Below are 20,698 nucleotides of genomic sequence, written 5' to 3'. Positions count from 1 at the left end.
GAAAATATAATGGATGCACTCTATCAGGAGTTTATGAAAGCCGCTCACAGAGCAGGAAATGAACACTTAATGTTATGCAGTAGCGGTAATATGTCGTGGCGTATAGGCGACAAAGTTATGATTTCTGGAACAGGTTCATGGTTACCTACAATTCAAAAAGAGAAAATTGCAGTATTGAATCTTGCTGACGGAACATCACTAAACGGAATAAAACCATCAATGGAGAATGGTTTCCATTTAGGAGTATTACGTAATCGCCCTGATGCAAATGTGGTATTGCACTTTCAATCAGAGTATGCAACAACAGTGGCATGTATGAAAAACAAACCAACAAACTTCAATGTAACAGCTGAAGTTCCATGTCATGTAGGAAAAGAGATTCCTGTAATACCTTATTACCGCCCGGGCTCTCCTGAGTTGGCACAAGCAGTAGTGGAGGCATTGAAAGATCATGACTCATGTCTGTTAACAAACCATGGACAAGTAGTATGCGGTAAAGACTTCAATGCAGCATTTGAGAAAGCAATGTTCTTTGAAATGGCTTGTCGTATAATCGTTCAATCAGGAATGAACTATACCGTATTAACAGAGCAAGAGATAAAAGATCTTGATAAATACGTTTTAGGGAAAATTACAGATTAAAAATCAAATAATAGTAGGGGAGAGGGGAAACCTTCTCTCCATCTTGTATAAAACATTATGTATTACGTAGCAGCCGACTTTGGAGCAGGAAGCGGAAGAGTAATAGTAGGGTGTCTCAATAATGGAGAGTTGACACTTGATGAGATACACCGTTTTCCTAACCGACAAATAAACTTAGGCGGAAGGGTATATTGGGATTTTCTTTCGCTTTATGAAGAGATAAAAACAGGTCTGAAAAAAGCATTTGCAAAATATGGCTCTGAGATAAAGAGCATCGGTATAGATACATGGGGTGTCGATTACGGACTTCTTTATAAGAACGGGCGTCTTATATCAAATCCAGTATGTTATCGTGACTCACGTACACAAGGAATACTTGAAAAGGCATTCCAAAAACTACCAAAAGAGAAATTCTTCTCATTGGCAGGAAATCAGTTTATGGAGATAAATACTGTATTCCAGCTGTATAGTGCAGTATTAGAGGGTGATGAAGCACTAAAAAATGCAGATAAGTTACTCTTTATGCCCGACTTGTTTGCCTATTTCCTAACAGGTAAAGCGGTAAATGAATATACTATATCCTCAACCTCACAAATGCTTAACTCTCTTACACGCAAGTGGGATGATACAATCTTTGAAACACTATCATTACCCCAAACATTAATGCAAGAGATTGTATATCCAGGTACACCAATAGGTAGTTTAACACCTGCAATGCAAGAGGAGTTAGGAGGAAATGCAACAGTTGTAGCAGTAGGCTCACATGATACAGCATCGGCACTTGCTGCCATTACTGCCGAAGATGATGAATGGGCATTCATCAGTTCAGGAACATGGTCGCTAATGGGAATGGTGACACCTACACCATTGCAAACTACTGAGGTGTTAGCATCTGACTTTACAAACGAAGGTGCAGTGTCTGGCGATATACGTATACTTAAAAATATTACAGGTTTGTGGTTGTTACAATCACTCGTAAAAGAGTGGACAGCACAAGGTCTTGATTGTGATTATTCTCGTATGGTTGTTGATGGAGAAAACTCTCAATGCACAAGCGTAATACCTGTTACCGATAGTCGCTTTACCGCACCTCGCAGTATGAAAGAGGCGATAGATAACTATTGTAAAGAGACAAATCAAGCAGTACCACAAACACAAGGTGACTATATGCGATTGGTATGTCAATCGTTGGCAACTGAGTACGCAAAGGTAAAAGAGGAGTTAGAACTATCTGTGGGACGCAAAATAAAAACTATATATATTGTTGGAGGTGGCTCTCAAAACGGATTGCTAAATAAACTAACAGCCCAAAAAACAGGGTGCAAGGTAGTAGCAGGACCGGTTGAGGCAACCGCAATTGGTAATATTAAAGTTCAAGCCGAGTCGGCAGGAGAGTTGTCAAAAGATAACCCCCTTATATTAAAAGGCAAAGGTATGGAACTAAAAACCTTTATGCCCTAATTTACAATAAAATAAAATCTAATATAATGACAACAGAAAAAATAAAAGTAGTAGAGAAATCGGTATTAGTACCATTTATTATGTTGGTGTCGTGCTTTGTATTATGGGGATTACTCAATAATATGACCGACAACCTTGTACCTGCTTTCGGTAAAATATTTATGATGTCAGCTGTTGATTCATCGTTTGTTCAGATAGCGTTCTATGGAGCATACGCAGTTTTAGCAATACCGGCAGCAATAATTATCAAAAAATTCTCATACCGAGTAGGAGTATTAGTAGGGTTAGGACTCTATATGGTAGGAGCGTTAGGTTATATCCCTTCAGCCATAATACAAAGTTATGATATGTTCCTTGTCTCAATCTTTGTATTGGCTTGTGGACTATCTGTATTAGAGACAACTTGTAATCCTTTCGTAATATCACTTGGAGCAAAAGAGACCTCAATACAACGCTTAAACTTTGCACAAGCATTCAATCCACTTGGTTCATTAACAGGAATATTCTTGGCAAAATATCTTATTCTTGCTAATCTTAATCCTGCAACATACGAAGATAGACTCCAAATGGATTCAACACAATTAGATGCAATACAAAACAATGAGTTATTGTGGGTGTGTGTGCCATACGTAAGTCTTGTAATTATAGCATTGATTATTTGGATATTCTTCTATAATTTCCGCCGTTCAGAGAATAAAGTTGATGAGGGAGATTTGAATATATCTACATCGTTTAAGAAGCTATTAACTAAGCCTCGTTACTATTGGGGAGTTGTAACTCAATTCTTCTATGTAGGACTACAAATAACAGTGTGGACATGGACAGTTAAATATGCAATGACAGTATTCGGTGAGGGTATGAACGAAGCCACAGCAGCACAATACTACCTATACGCAATCATATTGTTTATTGTTTGCCGTTGGGTATGTACAGCTCTAATGCGTAAATTTAACCCTTCTGTAATGTTATCAATATTTGCAGTTGCAGGTATTGTGGCATGTTTAGGAACAATATATCTCCCCGCTAATATCTCAATATGGACATTGATAGCAATATCAGGATGTATGTCATTAATGTTCCCAACTATATACGGAATAGCACTATATGGTATGGGTGATGAGGTAAAACTTGGAGCAGCAGGACTAATTATGGCTATATTAGGTGGTGCAGTAATAACACCCATTATGGGAATGTTTATTGATAACGGATGGCTAAACGGATTGCTCTCTTCAGCATATAGTTTTGAGGAAGCTGCAGTTCGTTCATCATTCTATATCGCAGTAATATGCTTTGCCGTAGTATTAGCATACGGATTGTATATAAGACTATCAAAGAAAGACTAAGGAGTAATATATTAATTACTTAATCGTATATAAGATATAACCCAATTGAGGCATCAATTGGGTTATATCTTTTTGGGAATCTTGATGCCAAATACAGTAGATAGCATATTTAGTAGAGTGGCTTCAAACTCATTTGCGGCCTGAATATCAGGAACCATTACTCTTAAACCTCGTTTATGGCATTTAATCTCAACTCTCTCGGGCATATCAATAGGCTCTCCATCAATATGCATAATACCTGCCTTAGGTCGTGTAATGGTGAGTTCTGGTGTGGAAAATGATTTTACAGCAGGGTTTATATTAAGTGTTTTGGTAAATAGTTGAACAGCGGTAGGGAGTACCTCAAACAAGTTTATATGATTTATGATAGTAACATCTATCAATCCATCTCTTAACGAAGCGTATGGAGCAATAAAAGCATTGTTGCCATATTGCGAAACATTACCACATGCAATAATAAAAGCCTGTTCTTTACCGTATGAGGTTGGCGTTTCAATAATATACTCCTCATTTGTATATTTAAAATACTCCTCCAAACTATTTATGAAATATGTCAATCCACCTCTGGTCTTCGATTTTGAAAACTTATCACTTATTTGAGCATCAAAACCAAAACCGCAAGTAACAAAAAAAGGAATATCGTTTGCTGTGCAAAAATCCGCCTTTACCATGTGTGAGTTTTTTAATGCTCTTAAAGCGGCAGTAATCCCCATAGGAATACCCAAATGTCTAGCCATGCCATTACCAGAACCTGTGGGAATAATTGCTAATGCACTCCTCGAATGTACAAGAGCCTTGGCAATCTCATTACATGTGCCATCGCCACCAACGGCTAAAACAATATTGTACCCTTTATCAACAGCATCTTTTGCTAATAAAGTAGCATGTCCGGCGTATTCAGTATATGCAATATCAATAGTAACCTCATCATCAGATAGTATCTTCATAATCTTTTCACTGAGATTAACTTTTTTTGAAGTACCCGATATAGGGTTTATTATAGCAAATATCTTTTTCGCTGACATAATACAAAATATGGTTAGGCAAAAGTAAGTAAACAAAACCTTTAATACAAACAAATAAAAAATATTTAATGTTTAATAAGAGAAATTTGATATAAACTTATTAAAAATTATTATGTTTGCATTATAAATAAAATAACAAAAAGATGAAACGAATTTATACCCCCACATCAACAATAATACGTTGTATTGTTGCAATTCTAATTGGTGTCATAATGGTAATATGGCCCGATAAAGTAAATTCTCTAATAATAACTGCGATAGGAGTAATTATTATGTTGCCTACAATAATTGCAATATTAGCCTATATATTTGCAAAAACTGAAGAGGCAAAGAAAAAATCAAAAACAACAATTTTTGTAAGTTTAGGCTCGGCAGTGTTGGGATTGATAATGGTTCTCTATCCGGCACGATTTGTATCTTTGTTCACACTGTTTGTAGGAATAGTTCTGTTATTGGCAGGAGTTATACAAATAGTAGGAGTGCTTAAATATAGCATACAAACAAAAAGTTATTGGATGCTAATAACCCCATTAGCAGTTCTTGCAACAGGAGTTATAACAGTAGTATATTTTAATAACATTACAAATATGTTATTGATTTTAATAGGAGTAATATTATTACTATACGGAGTATCTGAGTTATTAAACTATCTAAAACTCAAAAAGAGTATCAAGACTATATAAAAGATATCGATATATAAACAAATAACTGCAAGTTACATATAGCAACTTGCAGTTATTTTTTATGTATGCCACCCTATGTTATTGTAGGGGAGTATGAGTTTGTGTAGTCTGTGGTTGATAGTTAAGTACAAGAGGGTGATTAACTTTCTTCTCTGTAAGAGCAATATCTAACACTTCCGATATGTTGTTTACATAGTGGAATGTCAAACCTTTAAGATATTCAGGTTGAATTTCGTTAATATCTTTTCTGTTTTGCTCACAAAGAATAATCTCTTTAATACCTGCACGTTTGGCAGCAAGTATCTTTTCCTTGATACCACCCACAGGTAATACTCTTCCGCGAAGAGTAATCTCGCCTGTCATTGCAAGGTTTGCTTTTACTTTGCGTTGTGTAAACGATGAAGCAATAGAGGTTATCATTGTAATACCTGCCGATGGTCCATCTTTTGGTATTGCACCTTCGGGAACGTGAATATGTAAGTTCCACTTCTCAAAAACATCCTCATCAATACCCAACTCTTCGGCATGAGATCTAACATATTGTAGGGCAATAACAGCAGACTCTTTCATTACGTCACCAAGATTTCCTGTAAGAGTAAGTTTTTCGCCTTTACCTTTGCATAGGCTCGATTCGATAAATAGAATCTCTCCACCAACAGCAGTCCATGCCAAACCAGTTACAACACCAGCATACTCGTTGCCTTCGTATATCTCTTTTGAGTACTCTTTCTCTCCAAGTAAATCTTTAAGATCAGCAACAGATATGTTTTTGTTATACTCCTCCTCAGCACCTTTCTTGCGAGCAATGCGACGCATAATTTTTGCAATCTTCTTATCTAACTCTCTAACTCCCGACTCGCGAGTATATCCCTCTATGATAGCCTCCATTGTCTTTTTGGGAATAGACACATCGCCTCTTTTAAGTCCATGCTCTGTCAATTGTTTTGGAACAAGATGACGGCGACCAATCTCAACCTTCTCTTCCATAATGTAGCCCGATACGTCAATCAACTCCATACGGTCGAGTAGTGGACGGTCAATAGTTCCAAGATTATTAGCAGTTGCGATAAACAATACTTTTGAAAGGTCATAATCTACATCAAGGTAGTTGTCGTGGAAAGCATTGTTTTGTTCTGGATCTAATGCCTCTAAAAGTGCAGCTGCCGGATCTCCTTTGTAGTCATTACCAATCTTATCTATCTCATCCAACACAAATACGGGGTTTGAACTCTTAGCCTTTTGCAGACCTTGAATAATTCTACCGGGCATAGCACCGATATATGTACGGCGGTGTCCTCTAATCTCGGCCTCATCGTGCAAACCACCAAACGATACTCTAACATATTTGCGATTAAGAGCGGCAGCAATAGATTTACCCAACGAAGTCTTACCAACTCCGGGAGGACCATATAGACAGATAATAGGCGATTTCATATCTCCACGCAATTTAAGCACTGCAAGATGCTCAATAATACGGTCTTTAACCTTCTCTAAACCAAAGTGGTCTTTATCCAATTGTTTCTTTGCATTTTCAAGGTTAAAGTTGTCGTTGGTATATTCACCCCAAGGTAAATCAAGGAAGTTCTCAATATAATTGTATTGCACAGAGTAGTCGGGTGATTGAGGATGAAAGCGTTGAAGTTTTTTCAACTCTTTATCAAAAACCTGACGCACCTCTTTACTCCATTTTTTATTGTCTGCTCTTTCCAATAACTCATCTATATCGTTATCCGAAGTATCTCCCAACTCCTCTTGAATAGTCTTTATCTGTTGTTGCAGGAAGTGTTCGCGTTGTTGTTGCGAAATGTATTGATGAGTTTTATTGTGAATATCCTTCTTAATCTCCATCAACTGAAGCTCTTTGCCGAGTTCAGAGTATAGAAGTAAACCTCTCTCTTTGATTGAACTCTCTGCTAATAATGACTCTTTACGCGCAGCACTAAATGGAATATTAGTACACAAGAAGTTAATAAGTAAGCCATTGCTTCCGTCAATATTACGTAATGAACTCAAAAGTTCACGAGAAGGTTCTCCTAAATATTTTAAATACTCGCCTGTAGTATCTTTTATAGCATCAACAAGCACTTTAAACTCTTTGTCGCGTTTGCTTACCGATATATCGTCCAAAAGGGCAATTTCTCCTTTTAGATATGGTTTGGTATGAGTTAGATTTAATAGAGAGAATCTTTGCTTACCTTGTAAAATAACAGAGGTATTTCCGTCAGGAAGTTGAAAAACCTTAATAATCTCCGCTATAACACCAATAGTGTATATGTCATTAATTCCGGGTTCTTCAATATTAGGATTCTTTTGACAAGTTACACCTATGTATCTTTTGTTTTTAAAAGCCTCATCAATAAGTGTAAGAGATGATTTTCTGCCAACAAGTATAGGCATTGTTACACCAGGGAATAAAACCATATCTCTTAAAGGAAGAATAGGTAAGTCCTCGGTTGGAACGTTAGAACAATTTATATCAGGGTTGCCATCAACGTCCACTACAATTGGAACAAACGACATTTCATCGTTATTATTTGAAAAATTACTCATAATCTACTGTTTCTAATAGTGTCAAATTGTCATATTTGTCATTTTAATCTCTAAAAAAATAGAGAGTCAGCGACTTTATTATATAATGCAATAGTTGTGCCAAAGTTTTTTTCTGTCACTCTTTTTTAGTTAATAGTTTATTTTAATCTCGCTTCTATCATCAAAAATAAAAAATAGATTACATTTGTATAAATATTGTCAAATCTATGTTTAAGTTTAAATATTTTACAATACACGATCAAAATTCTGCCATGAAAGTGGGTACCGATGGGGTATTACTTGGTGCATGGTTAACCTTGCCACCTAAAGAGTCTGCCATATTAGACATTGGTTGCGGATCGGGAATATTGTCTTTAATAATGGCTCAACGTAGCGGAGGAGGTTTGTATATTGATGCAATTGACATAGATGAAGGAGCAATAAAAGATTCAAAAAAAAATTTTGAATTATCCGGGTGGAATAGTACTCTCAATCCTATATTAGGAAATTTTGTCAGTTATTCAGGTAATTGTGGCAGAATATATGACACAATAGTTTCAAATCCCCCATTTTTTACTGAAGATACCCTCTCTCCTGATTTTAAACGAGCATCGGCACGAAATACATCATCATTAAATTTTGAAACACTATTTCAAGGAGTAGCAAAAATAAGTAACCCAAATACAATATTTGCAATGATATCCCCTGCTGATAATTATTCATTTGTTGCGCAAACAGCACTCCTAAACGGATTTTATCTTCGCCGATTAACATGGGTGGTAACTATCGAAGGAACAGAACCAAAGCGAGTATTAACGGAGTGGGAGCGAGTACAAACACAGTTTTCAATAGATACGCTGATTATATCAAATAGAGATGGTTCTTATTCTGCTGACTATAAAGAACTAACAAAAGATTTTTATCTATAAAAGTAAAGGGATGCATTAATGCACCCCTTTACTATAATTATCTCTTATCAAAACCTATTTTTGGTGAAGTTTTTCTTCAACAATTGCATCAATAACTGCAACGGTTGTAAGGTTTACTATATCGCGAGGAGAACTCTCTATATCAGTAAAGTGTATAGGTTTGTTCAATCCCATTTGAATAGGACCAACCGAGTCATTAACACCAAACTCCAATAGAATTTTACATGCTGTGTTAGCAGCACTTAAATTAGGGAATATTAGAGTATTTACATCTTTTCCATTTAATTTGGTGAATGGGAAAGTTTCATCTCTAAGTTTTTTATCCATCGCAAAGTTAAGTTGCATCTCTCCGTCAACAACAAGTTCGGGATATTCGTTGTGCAATCTCTTAACTGCTTTATGTATTTGAGCAGGGCTGCCATCCTTATCTGCACCAAAGTTAGAGTAAGAGATCATTGCCATAACTGGGTCTTTTGCAAAGAAGTTAAGTGTGTGTGCCGAAAGTCTTGCAATATCAACAAGAGCCTCGTCGTCTGGATTTCTATTAACTAATGTGTCTGCAAGGTAGAATGTACCTCTTTTTGTTGAAACAAGATGCATTGCTCCAAAATGTTTGTACTCAGGGCGTATTCCAATAACATCTTTTGCAATGTTTATAGCTTCTGTATAGTTCGTATAAGTACCAGTAATGAACGCGTCTGCATCACCACACTCAACCATCATCATACCAAAGTATGAGCGGTCAAACATTTTCTCGTATGCTTCAGCAAAAGTAACACCCTCTCGTTGACGTTTTTGAGAAAGAATGCCAGCGTACTTGCAACGTCTGTCGGCCTCTCTGTCGTGGCGAAGGTTAACAATCTCAATATCACTAAGATCAAGATTGTTTTGTGCAGCAGTTTTTGCAATCATCTCTTCGTTACCCAATAGAATAGGAGTACATATTCCCTCTTTGTATGCAGTAACAGCAGCAGTAAGCATATTAACGTGGTTAGCTTCTGCAAATACAACGCGTTTAGGATTTGCTTTTGCGGTCTCTGTTAATCGGCGTATAAGTTTATTATCGTATCCCATTCTTGCTCTCAAACTATCTTTGTAAGCCTCCCAATCGGTAATTGGTTTAGCCGCAACACCGCTATCCATGGCAGCTTTCGCAACAGCGGGAGCAACACAAGTAAGAAGACGTGGGTCAAGAGCTTTAGGAATAATATATTCAGGACCAAAACTTATTTTATTAATGTTGTAAGCAGCATTAACTACATCAGGAACTCTTTCTTTAGCAAGAGCTGCAATAGCATAAACTGCAGCAAGTTTCATCTCTTCGTTGATAGCCGAAGCGTGAACATCCAATGCACCTCTGAATATATAAGGGAATCCCAATACGTTATTAATTTGGTTAGGATAGTCCGAGCGTCCTGTTGCAAAAATCAAGTCAGGGCGAGATTCTTTCGCTTTGTCATAAGCAATCTCAGGATTTGGATTTGCCAAAGCAAAAACAATAGGTTTATTGTTCATTGAACGAATCATATCTTGAGTAAGAACATCTGCTCTTGAAAGACCTAAGAATACATCGGCACCAACCATTGCCTCCTCCAAAGTGTTTATGTCGCGAGTTGTCATAAACTCTTGCTTTTGAGGAGTAAGGTTTTGACGCTTATTGTTGATAACACCTTTACTATCAACCATTACAATGTTCTCGCGTCTGATACCCAAACTCATATACAATCTTGTACAAGAGGTTGCCGAAGCACCGGCACCATTTACAACTAAGCGAACATCCTCAATTTTTTTACCTTGAAGTTCCAAAGCATTAATCAAACCGGCACCTGAGATAATTGCAGTACCATGTTGGTCATCGTGCATAACAGGAATGTTTAACTCTGCTTTAAGTCTGTCTTCAATAATAAAACATTCAGGAGCCTTAATATCCTCTAAGTTTATACCTCCAAAAGTTGGGGCAATTGCTTTAACTGCTTGAATGAATTTTTCAGGATCTTTTTCGTCTACCTCAATATCGAACACATCAACATCAGCAAAGATTTTGAATAATAAACCTTTACCCTCCATAACAGGTTTTCCTGCAAGAGCACCTATATCTCCCAATCCTAAAACAGCGGTGCCATTAGAGATTACAGCAACAAGATTTCCTTTAGCGGTATATTCGTATGCGTCTTGTGGATTCTTTTCAATTTCTAAGCAAGGCTCTGCAACGCCCGGAGAGTATGCAAGAGACAAATCGGTTTGAGTACTATAAGGTTTTGTTGGAATAACTTCAATCTTTCCGGGCTTGCCACTGCGGTGATATTCAAGAGCAGCCTCTTTTGTAATTTTTGACATAATCTAATTAATTTTACTTTATTAGTTATATTTTGTTACTTGTAATAATATCGTTACTTATATATATTAATTAAAATAGCGATATTTAAATTTTAAATTTTGAAGTTGCAAAAGTAATAAAATATTTATTTTAAGGATAAATTTTGAAGTTAATTTTAACAAAATAATCAAATTTTGTTCTTTAAAGTATGATATTTAAACAATTACCCCACTAAAATAATAGCGAGGTAATAATTGTATATATAAATAATGTATATAATTTCTTAGAATTAGAATATGTATCTGACGATTTACAATTTGTCACATTCTTCTAACCATATATTAGGAGACATATCGCTTGGCATATTTAATCCTCCACGTGGAGAAAGAGAAATAATACCTACTGCTGGACCATCATTCAAACAAGATCGTTTAAATTGTTGAGTAAAGAATCTTCTGATAAATATCCTTAACCAATGCTTTATATAGTCGCTTTCATATTTACCTTCAAATGCAGTTTTTGCAAGAGAGAATATTTGTTTAACAGAAAACTTATAACGAAGTAAATAATATATAAAGAAATCATGCAGTTCATAAGGTCCAACAATATCTTCCGTTTTCTGTTTAATATTTCCATTTTCATCGGCAGGAGTAAGTTCCGGAGATATAGGAGTATTAACCACATCCATTAAAATATCTCTTATGGCACCCTTGTTATTTTGAGCAACCCAAGCAACCATATATTTAGCAAGAGTTTTAGGAATTGAGCAGTTTACGTTATACATTGATATATGGTCTCCATTATATGTGGCCCATCCTAATGCAAGTTCCGACATATCACCAGTACCCATATGTAAAGCTCCAGTTTTATTGGCATAGTCCATTAAAATTTGAGTACGTTCACGAGCCTGAGAGTTTTCGTAAGTAACATTGTGAATATTAATATCGTGTTCAATATCCTTAAAGTGTTGCAGACAAGCATCCTTAATAGAGATCTCTTTAAATGTTGCCCCCAACTCTTTAATCATATTCACCGCATTATTATATGTTCGGTTTGTCGTACCAAATCCGGGCATTGTTATAGCGGTAATATTTGCTCTGTCAATGCCCATTTTGTCAAAAGCATTAACAACTACAAGGAGAGCAAGGGTAGAATCTAATCCACCAGAAATTCCTATAACGGCTTTATTGCAATAAGTGTGTTCAAATCTTTTAATTAAAGCATGAGTTTGAATGTTGAATATCTCTTCGCACCTTTTTGATAGAGCATCTTTATCATCCGGAATAAAAGGGTTTTGTCTTATTTTACCACCTGATATATTCTTATAATTATCCACGGATGAGAACTCAATATTATTTTTAGTTTCAATATTTGATGATTTAGTAGAATTTTCGTTATTGTTCCTCTCTCGTTTTAATTGATTTAAATCAATATCACAAATAATGAATGAGTTCTTATAACTAAATCTTTCTCCCTCTGCCAATATCTTACCATTTTCAACAATAAGAGTTGCTCCAGCGTATGCATAGTCGGTCGAAGATTCACCCATTCCTGCCGATGCAAATATTATAACATTGTTTTTTTTCTTTGATATTGATTTTAGCGTATTTTGAATACTGTTATAATATCCTATGATCTCAGGAAAAACAAACGTAACAACAACTATCTCATTTGTGTAGTTAGCAGAATATTCAGCTAAATCCTTACCAATAGCAATAGATATATTATTGTTATTGGAATTTGGGATATTTATGTTGCTAAGCTCTCTAAAAATCTCTGTTGGATTATCAGTGTATGAGAACCATCTGCTTTCGTTATGAGATAAGAACTTTTTAGAAGTAACATTGATAATTTGTCCCTTCTTAAAAGCCACTGCACAATTATAAATTTTTCCATTAGCAGCAATAGGCAAGCCAACAATATTAGTTGAGTTTAAATTTTTTGTCTCTTCAATAATTCTTGTGAGGGCATTTTTTGCAGATATAAGTAAAGAAACATTCCAAAACATATCTCCGCAAGAGGCAGATGTTATACAAAGTTCGGGGAAAACAATAATTTCAGCACCCTTTTTTGTAGCATCATTTATAATCTCAATAATTTTTTCAGCATTATAATTTGTGTCTGCAACCTTTAAAAGAGGGGTTGCGGCAGCAACTTTGTTAAATACACACTCCATATAACAATATTAATATATACAACAATAGTGCATAAAAAGGCATAATTGTACAAAAATATATTAATGATGTATAAATATTAATTATGTACACGATAATGCTTTAAATGCTTACACAAAGATATTAATTATACTTATTATATGATAATTGTATCGCAAAAAATTTTTACATTTAATTTTATTAATGTATTTTTGTACCTTAAACATATATGGATTTTATCGTAATTTCCAGAAATTTAAGTATGCTTTTTGTATAAAAAGGAGATGATAAATAGTGGAGTTTGTAATTTAAATTAAAGAAAATGAGAAAGTTATTAGTTTTTGTTGTAATATTTGCTTTTGCATATTTATTCACAAATGAGGCTGCATTTGCCGTAGGAACGGCAAAGAAAATAAACCGCAAAAAAGCAAAAACAGAGGAGGTTGTCAAAGAGTCTGAGTATAAAAAAATGACAGGAAGAGACTCTTTAGATATGTCGGGAGTTGTAAATGTTATTGCAAAAGGCGATACTTTCTATATAGAAATACCAAAAAAACTATTTAGTCGTCAATTCTTGGTGGTTAATAGAATGCAACAAGTACAGCAAGAGTTAAATGTTGCAGGAATAAATAAAGGAATTGTATATCAAAATCAGATAATAAGTTTTGATAGCGAGGATAATCTTAAAAATGTTACAATCCGACAAACTCGAAAATCACCCGAATTTTCAGAAAATGATGCAATCAGTCAATCGGTAAAAGATAACTACATTGATCCTATATTGGCACGAATAAAAGTAGAGACAGTCTCTCCTGATAGTCAATCGGTAGTAATAAAAATAAATGACTTGTTCAACGGAACAGACAACTGCATCAATGACGTTTACGGAAAAATCAATTTAGGAACACCAGTTGCAGCAAAATTATCTCGAATAATAAGTGTAAAATCGTTTGAAAATAGTCTTACAACAACTTCAGAATTAACAACAAAAGTATCTGAAGGGAATACAAAAGTTAATATAACAACAGTAGTAAGTTCAACATTAACCCTATTACCTGAAGTCCCAATGATGGCACGAGAAGAGATAAATAGGGTAGGATATTTCTCAACAGGAGCATTAAAATATAGCGATGAGCAACAATCAGTAGAGCGTAAAAGATATATAACTCGCTGGAGATTAGAGCCATCAGATAAAGAGGCTTATGCAAGAGGTGAGTTGGTAGAGCCTGTTAAACCAATAGTATTCTATATTGACCCATCTATGCCCACAAAACTACAACCTTATATAAAAGAAGGTATATTGGAGTGGAATGAAGCATTTGAGAAAGCAGGATTTAAAAATGCAATAAGAGTAAAAGATTATACTGATAGCATTGCTGCTGAGGGTGATGATATGAAATATTCGGTGTTCACTCATGCTGCATCAACTAAGGCAAATGCAATGGGTCCCTCAACAATCGATCCTCGTTCAGGAGAGATATTGGAGGCAGATATAATATGGTGGCATAATGTACAATCACTATTAAAGGAGTGGATAATGGTTCAAACATCTGCTGTAAATCCTGCTGCACAAGCATTTGTATTACCCGATGAAATTATGGGTGATGCAGCACGTTTTGTAGCATGTCACGAAGTAGGACACTCTTTGGGATTACGCCACAATATGAGAGCATCAGCAGCCTATTCTGTTGATTCGTTACGATCAAGAACTTTCACCGATAGAATAGGAGGAACATCATCATCAATAATGGATTATGCTCGTTTTAACTACATAGCACAACCAGAGGATGACATAAAGATATTATCTCCACATATTGGAGCCTACGATTTAATGGCAATAGAGTGGGGTTATCGTTGGTATCCCACAGAAGAAGAGGCAAAAGTAAAATTAGAAGAGTTTCTTAAAGAACATAATTCTCCATTATATCGTTACAGTGAGGCTCAAGCTGCACGTACAGCAATTGATCCTCGAGCAATGAGCGAAGATTTAGGAGATAATGCCATGGAAGCTGCACGATTAGCAATCAAGAATCTAAAACAGATAATGCCTAATATAGTAGAGTGGACTAAAAACGGATCGTCTGCTCAAACTTACGATGATGCTGCACGATTCTATTCAGGAATAATATTCCAATGGAGTCTGTATCAATACCACGTGTTGGCTAATATTGGAGGAATGTATTTAGAGAATACAATAGTAGGAGACGGGCAACCAACCTATACCTACGTTGAAAAAGAACTTCAAAAAGATGCTTTACAATTCTTAATTGACGAAGTCTTTACATATCCGGCATGGTTATACGATGCCGATGTATTAAACTATACATATATATTACGCGATACCCCATTGGGAACAATGGAACAACACCCACACGTATCATATCGTAATCAATACAATTATATGTTCTGGGATTTGCTAAATAATGAGCGTATATATCGTATGTTGGAGAATGAATACAAAAATGGCAAAAAAGCGTTCTCTGCGTATGAAATGTTTGATATGTTACACAAACACATATTTGCAAAAACAATAAAAGGACAAAATCCTGATATTATGGAGCGTGCAATACAAAAAAGTTTTGTGGATGCACTTATTACTGCGGCGTCAGAAAGTCAAGGAATAAAAATAAATAAATCAAGTAAAGAATTATATTCAAGTCATCCTATAATAGATAATAATTGTCACTCAATGATATGTAGCCAAGCATCAATGGAGGAGATAGGATTATCATCATCACCCCGATTAATACTTACAAGTACAGCACAATTAGATCGCGAAAGTGATGCATTAAGTATCAAGCGAGGAGAATTAATGGATATATTGAAACTAATAAAAAGTAAATCAAATACAGCAGACAAAGCAGTAAAATTGCATTATCAAGATATGATAATGCGTATCCAAGCAGCACTTGGATTAGAAAAATAGCAGATTTATAACTATATATTATATATGAATAGGATTTTATGCACATTAATGTTGTTTATATTATCAACATTAGCGATGGTGGCACAAACAAGAACTATTACAGGACGGGTTCTTGATGGCGATTTTAATAACGAACCTTTAATAGGTGCGGCTATAAGGATGGAGTTTTCTGATAAAAATCATCCAGCGGCAGGAACGGTATCTGATATAGATGGAAACTTCTCAATATCTGTGTCTGATAAAGTAAAAGGATTCTATGTAACTTTTGTTGGTTATGCAACCCAATATGTAAAGGTTGGTGATAAGAGTAACTATAATGTTATTTTAAGAGCCGATTCAAAAGTAATGGATGAGGTTGTAGTAACAGGTTATCAAAATATTGAACGCCGAAAGTTAACTGCATCAGTAACTACAGTAGGAATCTCAGAGGAGAAAGTTGGAACAATAAAAAACATTGACCAAGCACTTGCAGGACAAGTAGCAGGACTTTCAACAATGTCTTCATCAGGAGCACCAGGAGCACCAGTAAAAATTAGAATACGTGGTACTGCGTCAATGAATGGAACACAAGATCCATTGTGGGTGTTAGACGGAATACCATTGGAGGGAACAGATGTGCCAGCAATGGAAGAGTTAAAAGATATTGATAATATCTATCAAACATCAATTGCAGGTATTAACCCCGCAGATATTGAAAATATCACAGTATTGAAAGATGCTGCTGCAACAGCCATATACGGAGCAAGAGCAGCAAATGGAGTAATTGTGATTACTACCAAAAAAGGAAAAGTAGGAAAACCTCAAATTAACCTATCTGCCAAATTAACAGTAAATCCACGATTAAGTCTTGATCGTTTGAATCTTTTAAATTCAGATCAAAAAGTTGGATTAGAGTTAGATTTGTTGAGAACAGACTACTCATATCGAGAAAATAAAGGAGGTGTAGCAGAAATCCTTAATGCCTTAGGAGAAACTGCTGCATATCAACAAGGAGGATGGGATGTATTATCACCTGAGGCTAAAAAACAAATAAATGATTTACGCGGAATTAATACCGATTGGAACGATGCACTTTTCCGTACAGTATTAAACCAAGAGTATTATTTAAGTCTTTCAGGTGGAACAGAAAAAGTAAACTACTACACATCGGTTGGTTGGTACGATGAGCAAGGTAATGTACGAGGAGTTGAAAACAATCGTTTCAATATGACATTGAAAACCGATTATCGAATAAACAAATACTTAAAATTGGGAGCATCAGTATATGCCAACCAACGTAAAACAGACACATATTTAACAGATTACAACAGTTTTACCAATCCTATATACTATTCTCGTATAGCAAATCCATACCAATTAATATACGATAATGATGGAAACTATGTTTACGATAAAAACGTAGAAGGTAGAGCAGAAACAGATTTGGACTTTAATATAATGGAGGAGCGAGCAAATACCTCAAACCAACGTATCGACCGTTCTTTGATGGCTATATTTGACGGACAACTTCGTCTTCATGAATATTTTAAAATATCAACACAATTCGGACTCCAATACGATGGTTACAAACTTGAGCGCTATGCTGCTGAAAATAGTTATGCAATGCGATATGAGAAGTACGACAAACGATACAATGGAGTAACATTCTTACCTGAAGGAGGAATGCACAAAGTAAACCAAGGACACACAACGCAGTGGACATGGAAAACTTTGGCAGAATATAAACAAACATATCGTAAGTATCACGATTTTGAGGTAATGTTAGGAGCAGAGTTGCGTAAAGTAGATGCAGAGACTTTCTATACACTTGCATACGGATACGATCCAAGAACCCTAACAATTCAGCCGGTTATCTTCCCAACACAAGATTTGGCAGAATCAAATCCATTATCATCAGAAACATTTACAGAGAATGCATACGCATCATTCTTTGCAACAACATCATATACATTTAAAGACCGATTTACACTTGGCGGAAGTATCCGTTTTGATGGTTCAGACGTATTTGGAGTAGCAAAAGAGTATCGATTCTTGCCACTATACTCAGTCAGTGGATTGTGGCGTATGAAAGAGGAGTATTGGTTAAAAGGAGTAAAACAGATTAACGACTTAAGTCTCCGATTGTCTTACGGACTACAAGGAAATATTGATAAAAACACATCTCCTTATTTAGTAGGAAAATTTGATAAGATACAAATTTTACCCGACTACATAGAGGATGTTATTGAGAGTGAAACAGCACCTAACCCCGATTTGCGTTGGGAAAAGACACAAAACATTAATGCTGGATTTGATATAGCAGTATTAGACCGAGCAATAGCTCTTACAGTAGATTATTACTACCGTAAAAGTACCGACCTTATCGGCATGAGAATGTTACCATTGGAAACAGGATTCTCTTCAACAACCATTAACTGGGCAAGTATGAAGAATCAAGGATTTGAGGTCGGATTAGCAACACGTAACGTATATACACCAAACTTCAGTTGGACAACCAATATCAACATTGGTTACAACGTAAACACTGTATTACAGGAGACAGTTGCCGAGAACTCAACATATCCATCACGCGAAGGATACCCGGTAGGAGCAATCTTTGCATACGAAACAGCGGGGTTGGATGAACAAGGATATCCACTATACAAAACAAAAGACGGACGCGCAGTATCTGCCCAAGAGTTCTTTAAATTAGATAAAAACGGAGCGAGTCAATTAACTGCAGCAGAGCAAAGAGAACTTTACACATATATGGGATCTGCTGATCCCCTTATCTCAGGAGGATTTATAAACAACTTTGAGTATAAAAACTGGACCTTGAATGTAAACTTTACTTTCAACTTTGGAGGAAAAGTGAGAGTTCAACCATCATATAGCCCACTATATTTTGATAGAGGTTTAAATACAAATGAAGACATATTGAATCGTTGGACACCAACAAATACCGATACATATTTACCAACACTTATGGTTGCCGATGGAGTACATAACTCAGAGATTAACTTCTATGAAAACTACGGTTCATTCTCTATGTTAGACACTTGGGTTAAGAAGTGCAACTATATGCGTTGTCAAAGTATCCGTTTAGGATACAGATTTGAAGGTGACTGGTTAACAAAATTGGGAGTACGTTCAGCATCAGTATCATTAGAGGGACGTAACCTATTTGTAATAGCAGGAGATTACACCAACTATTTAGATCCCGAAACAATGGGTAACCCATACGCAACACCACTACCAAAGAGTGTTATATTCAGTTTAAATGTAAATTTCTAAACCATACGAAAGGGAATAAAATATGAAACTACAATATATAGCAATAGCATTAGTAGCGTTAATTTTAACAAGTTGTAATGATTTCCTTGATATACGTCCAACAGGAAAAGTAATAGCACAAACAGGCGAAGAGTATAGAGCGTTATTGACATACGTCTATGACCATATACCAGAGGACAGAGGATTAACAACTCTTCGTAGTGATGAAATGGCAGCAGATGCTTCTACATTGACAGGATACGATTATGATTCATATTTCGATATATGGAACTGGACCGATTACAATCGTAACCCAACCTCTCTATATTTCGGATGGCGTAGATATTATCACACATGTTACATAGCAAACTATGTGATAGAACACCAATCAGAAATAACAGATGCAACCGATGCAGAGATTAAACAATTGGTAGGAGAGAGTTATATGTTACGAGCATATATGCACTTCCTATTGGTAAACCTATATGCGCCAGCATACACAAATTGTGAACCCGAAACAACACGCGGAATACCCTTACAATTAAAAGCAGATGTAAATGCAATTTTACGTTGTAGCAGTGTTGCCAAAGTTTATAAACAAATTTTGGAAGACATTGAAACTGCCGAAGATTATATGAATGTTGAGAAATGGGAAAAAGGATATAGTTACCGTTTCAGTAAAAATACAGTAAGTGCATTAAGAGCAAGGGTAGCACTCTATATGGGTAACTGGCAATTGGCATTTGATGAAGCAGAAAATGTACTTGATTTATATCCCGATCTTCAAGACTTGTCGTCATCAACAACAGTAAAACCAATAAGTTATGAATCTGTTGAATCAATTATGGCATTGGAGCAAGTAATTACAACAAATATTTCGGCATTAGGATATGTAAACCCCGAATTGTTATCAATGTATCGAACAGGAGACCAACGCAAGAGTACCTATTTCAAAGCAAAAACAATAAAACAATGGGTGTTGCGTAAAGAGAAAGGTAATTACGATAAAGAGCGTTGCACATTCCGTGTAGGAGAGTTCTATTTGATAGCAGCAGAGGCGGCAAATGAGTTAGGTGAAACTGCCGATGCTTTAAAATATATCAAAGCCCTTATGCAAAAACGCTATAAACCAAATAACTATACAACATATTCAGCAGCACTTGACGGATTAGATCAAGACGCTTTAAGAGTTGAGATAGCCGCAGAGCGTCAAAGAGAGATGGCATATCAAGGACATCGTTGGTTTGATTTGCGTAGAACAACTCAACCTGAAATAATAAAGGTATATACACTTGCAGATAAAACACAAGAGACATATACATTAGAACAATCGGATGAGCGTTATACATTACGTTTCCCACAAGAAGCCGTAGAGGCTAATCCTGAGTTGGAAATTTGGAATAATTAAACAATATAATATTAATAATTTTATTAACTT

12 protein-coding genes are annotated in these 20,698 nt (G+C 35.7%); 8 read left to right on the top strand and 4 right to left on the bottom strand.

What is annotated here, in order from left to right; genetic code table 11:
- The first annotated feature begins 9 nt into the window (after window positions 1-9).
- From IKK64_07070 to fucP, 3 genes are read left to right on the top strand one after another with little or no spacing between them, the layout of a single operon-like run.
- Window positions 10-642: a class II aldolase/adducin family protein gene (locus IKK64_07070; GenBank protein MBR4119820.1), complete on the top strand. Its 633-nt coding sequence runs from the start codon at window positions 10-12 to the stop codon at window positions 640-642.
- A 54-nt stretch (window positions 643-696) separates the two neighbouring features.
- Entirely contained in the window at window positions 697-2,103 is a 1,407-nt protein-coding gene (locus tag IKK64_07065) for a rhamnulokinase (protein MBR4119819.1), read from the top strand.
- 26 nt (window positions 2,104-2,129) lie between these two features.
- The gene (gene fucP, locus IKK64_07060) at window positions 2,130-3,446 is read left to right on the top strand and encodes an L-fucose:H+ symporter permease (protein ID MBR4119818.1); all 1,317 of its coding nucleotides are present in this window, start codon (window positions 2,130-2,132) and stop codon (window positions 3,444-3,446) included.
- Window positions 3,447-3,508: 62 nt separating this feature from the next.
- Here the strand turns inward: fucP and IKK64_07055 are convergent, their stop codons facing one another.
- Entirely contained in the window at window positions 3,509-4,471 is a 963-nt protein-coding gene (locus IKK64_07055) for a diacylglycerol kinase family lipid kinase (GenBank protein ID MBR4119817.1), read from the bottom strand.
- Between the two features lie 143 nt (window positions 4,472-4,614).
- On the opposite strand from IKK64_07055, the gene IKK64_07050 reads away from it, so the two are divergent.
- Window positions 4,615-5,154, top strand: coding sequence for a DUF308 domain-containing protein (locus tag IKK64_07050; protein ID MBR4119816.1), 540 nt, complete (start codon window positions 4,615-4,617; stop codon window positions 5,152-5,154).
- A gap of 78 nt (window positions 5,155-5,232) precedes the next feature.
- On the opposite strand, the gene lon is transcribed toward IKK64_07050, so the two are convergent.
- Window positions 5,233-7,704 (bottom strand): endopeptidase La, encoded by a 2,472-nt coding sequence (gene lon / locus IKK64_07045; protein ID MBR4119815.1) that lies wholly within the window; start codon window positions 7,702-7,704, stop codon window positions 5,233-5,235.
- Window positions 7,705-7,910: 206 nt separating this feature from the next.
- Between lon and IKK64_07040 the strand changes: the two genes are divergently transcribed.
- Complete coding sequence (locus IKK64_07040) at window positions 7,911-8,612, top strand: methyltransferase (protein MBR4119814.1); 702 nt, start codon at window positions 7,911-7,913, stop codon at window positions 8,610-8,612.
- Window positions 8,613-8,666: 54 nt separating this feature from the next.
- On the opposite strand, the gene IKK64_07035 is transcribed toward IKK64_07040, so the two are convergent.
- Together IKK64_07035 and IKK64_07030 are read right to left on the bottom strand one after the other, a co-directional pair.
- Window positions 8,667-10,949, bottom strand: coding sequence for an NADP-dependent malic enzyme (locus IKK64_07035; protein MBR4119813.1), 2,283 nt, complete (start codon window positions 10,947-10,949; stop codon window positions 8,667-8,669).
- Between the two features lie 290 nt (window positions 10,950-11,239).
- Complete coding sequence (locus IKK64_07030; GenBank protein ID MBR4119812.1) at window positions 11,240-13,105, bottom strand: NAD(+) synthase; 1,866 nt, start codon at window positions 13,103-13,105, stop codon at window positions 11,240-11,242.
- A 299-nt stretch (window positions 13,106-13,404) separates the two neighbouring features.
- Between IKK64_07030 and IKK64_07025 the strand changes: the two genes are divergently transcribed.
- Genes IKK64_07025 through IKK64_07015 form a run of 3 tightly spaced genes read left to right on the top strand, consistent with a single transcriptional unit; the run spans window position 13,405 to window position 20,668 of the window.
- Window positions 13,405-16,008: a zinc-dependent metalloprotease gene (locus IKK64_07025; protein MBR4119811.1), complete on the top strand. Its 2,604-nt coding sequence runs from the start codon at window positions 13,405-13,407 to the stop codon at window positions 16,006-16,008.
- Window positions 16,009-16,032: 24 nt separating this feature from the next.
- A complete protein-coding gene (locus IKK64_07020; protein MBR4119810.1) occupies window positions 16,033-19,281 on the top strand; it encodes a SusC/RagA family TonB-linked outer membrane protein in 3,249 nt (1,082 codons plus the stop codon).
- Window positions 19,282-19,303: 22 nt separating this feature from the next.
- Window positions 19,304-20,668 carry a RagB/SusD family nutrient uptake outer membrane protein gene (locus IKK64_07015; protein MBR4119809.1) on the top strand — a complete coding sequence of 455 codons (1,365 nt, stop codon included), beginning with the start codon at window positions 19,304-19,306 and terminating at the stop codon, window positions 20,666-20,668.
- Window positions 20,669-20,698: the final 30 nt, after the last annotated feature.

The sequence above is a fragment of the Bacteroidales bacterium genome, assembly GCA_017521245.1.
In the GTDB taxonomy this organism is placed as follows: Bacteria; Bacteroidota; Bacteroidia; order Bacteroidales; family G3-4614; genus Caccoplasma_A.
Note: the sequence above shows the minus strand (reverse complement) of the source record. Positions and strands in the feature narration are given on the sequence as shown.

Excerpts from the sequence above, each read along its gene's own strand:
- IKK64_07070 (MBR4119820.1), top strand. The coding sequence starts at position 10 with ATGGATGCACTCTATCAGGAGTTTATGAAAGCCGCTCACAGAGCAGGA.
- fucP (MBR4119818.1), top strand. The coding sequence starts at position 2,130 with ATGACAACAGAAAAAATAAAAGTAGTAGAGAAATCGGTATTAGTACCA.
- IKK64_07055 (MBR4119817.1), bottom strand. The coding sequence starts at position 4,471 with ATGTCAGCGAAAAAGATATTTGCTATAATAAACCCTATATCGGGTACT.
- IKK64_07050 (MBR4119816.1), top strand. The coding sequence starts at position 4,615 with ATGAAACGAATTTATACCCCCACATCAACAATAATACGTTGTATTGTT.
- lon (MBR4119815.1), bottom strand. The coding sequence starts at position 7,704 with ATGAGTAATTTTTCAAATAATAACGATGAAATGTCGTTTGTTCCAATT.
- IKK64_07040 (MBR4119814.1), top strand. The coding sequence starts at position 7,911 with ATGTTTAAGTTTAAATATTTTACAATACACGATCAAAATTCTGCCATG.
- IKK64_07035 (MBR4119813.1), bottom strand. The coding sequence starts at position 10,949 with ATGTCAAAAATTACAAAAGAGGCTGCTCTTGAATATCACCGCAGTGGC.
- IKK64_07030 (MBR4119812.1), bottom strand. The coding sequence starts at position 13,105 with ATGGAGTGTGTATTTAACAAAGTTGCTGCCGCAACCCCTCTTTTAAAG.
- IKK64_07025 (MBR4119811.1), top strand. The coding sequence starts at position 13,405 with ATGAGAAAGTTATTAGTTTTTGTTGTAATATTTGCTTTTGCATATTTA.
- IKK64_07020 (MBR4119810.1), top strand. The coding sequence starts at position 16,033 with ATGAATAGGATTTTATGCACATTAATGTTGTTTATATTATCAACATTA.
- IKK64_07015 (MBR4119809.1), top strand. The coding sequence starts at position 19,304 with ATGAAACTACAATATATAGCAATAGCATTAGTAGCGTTAATTTTAACA.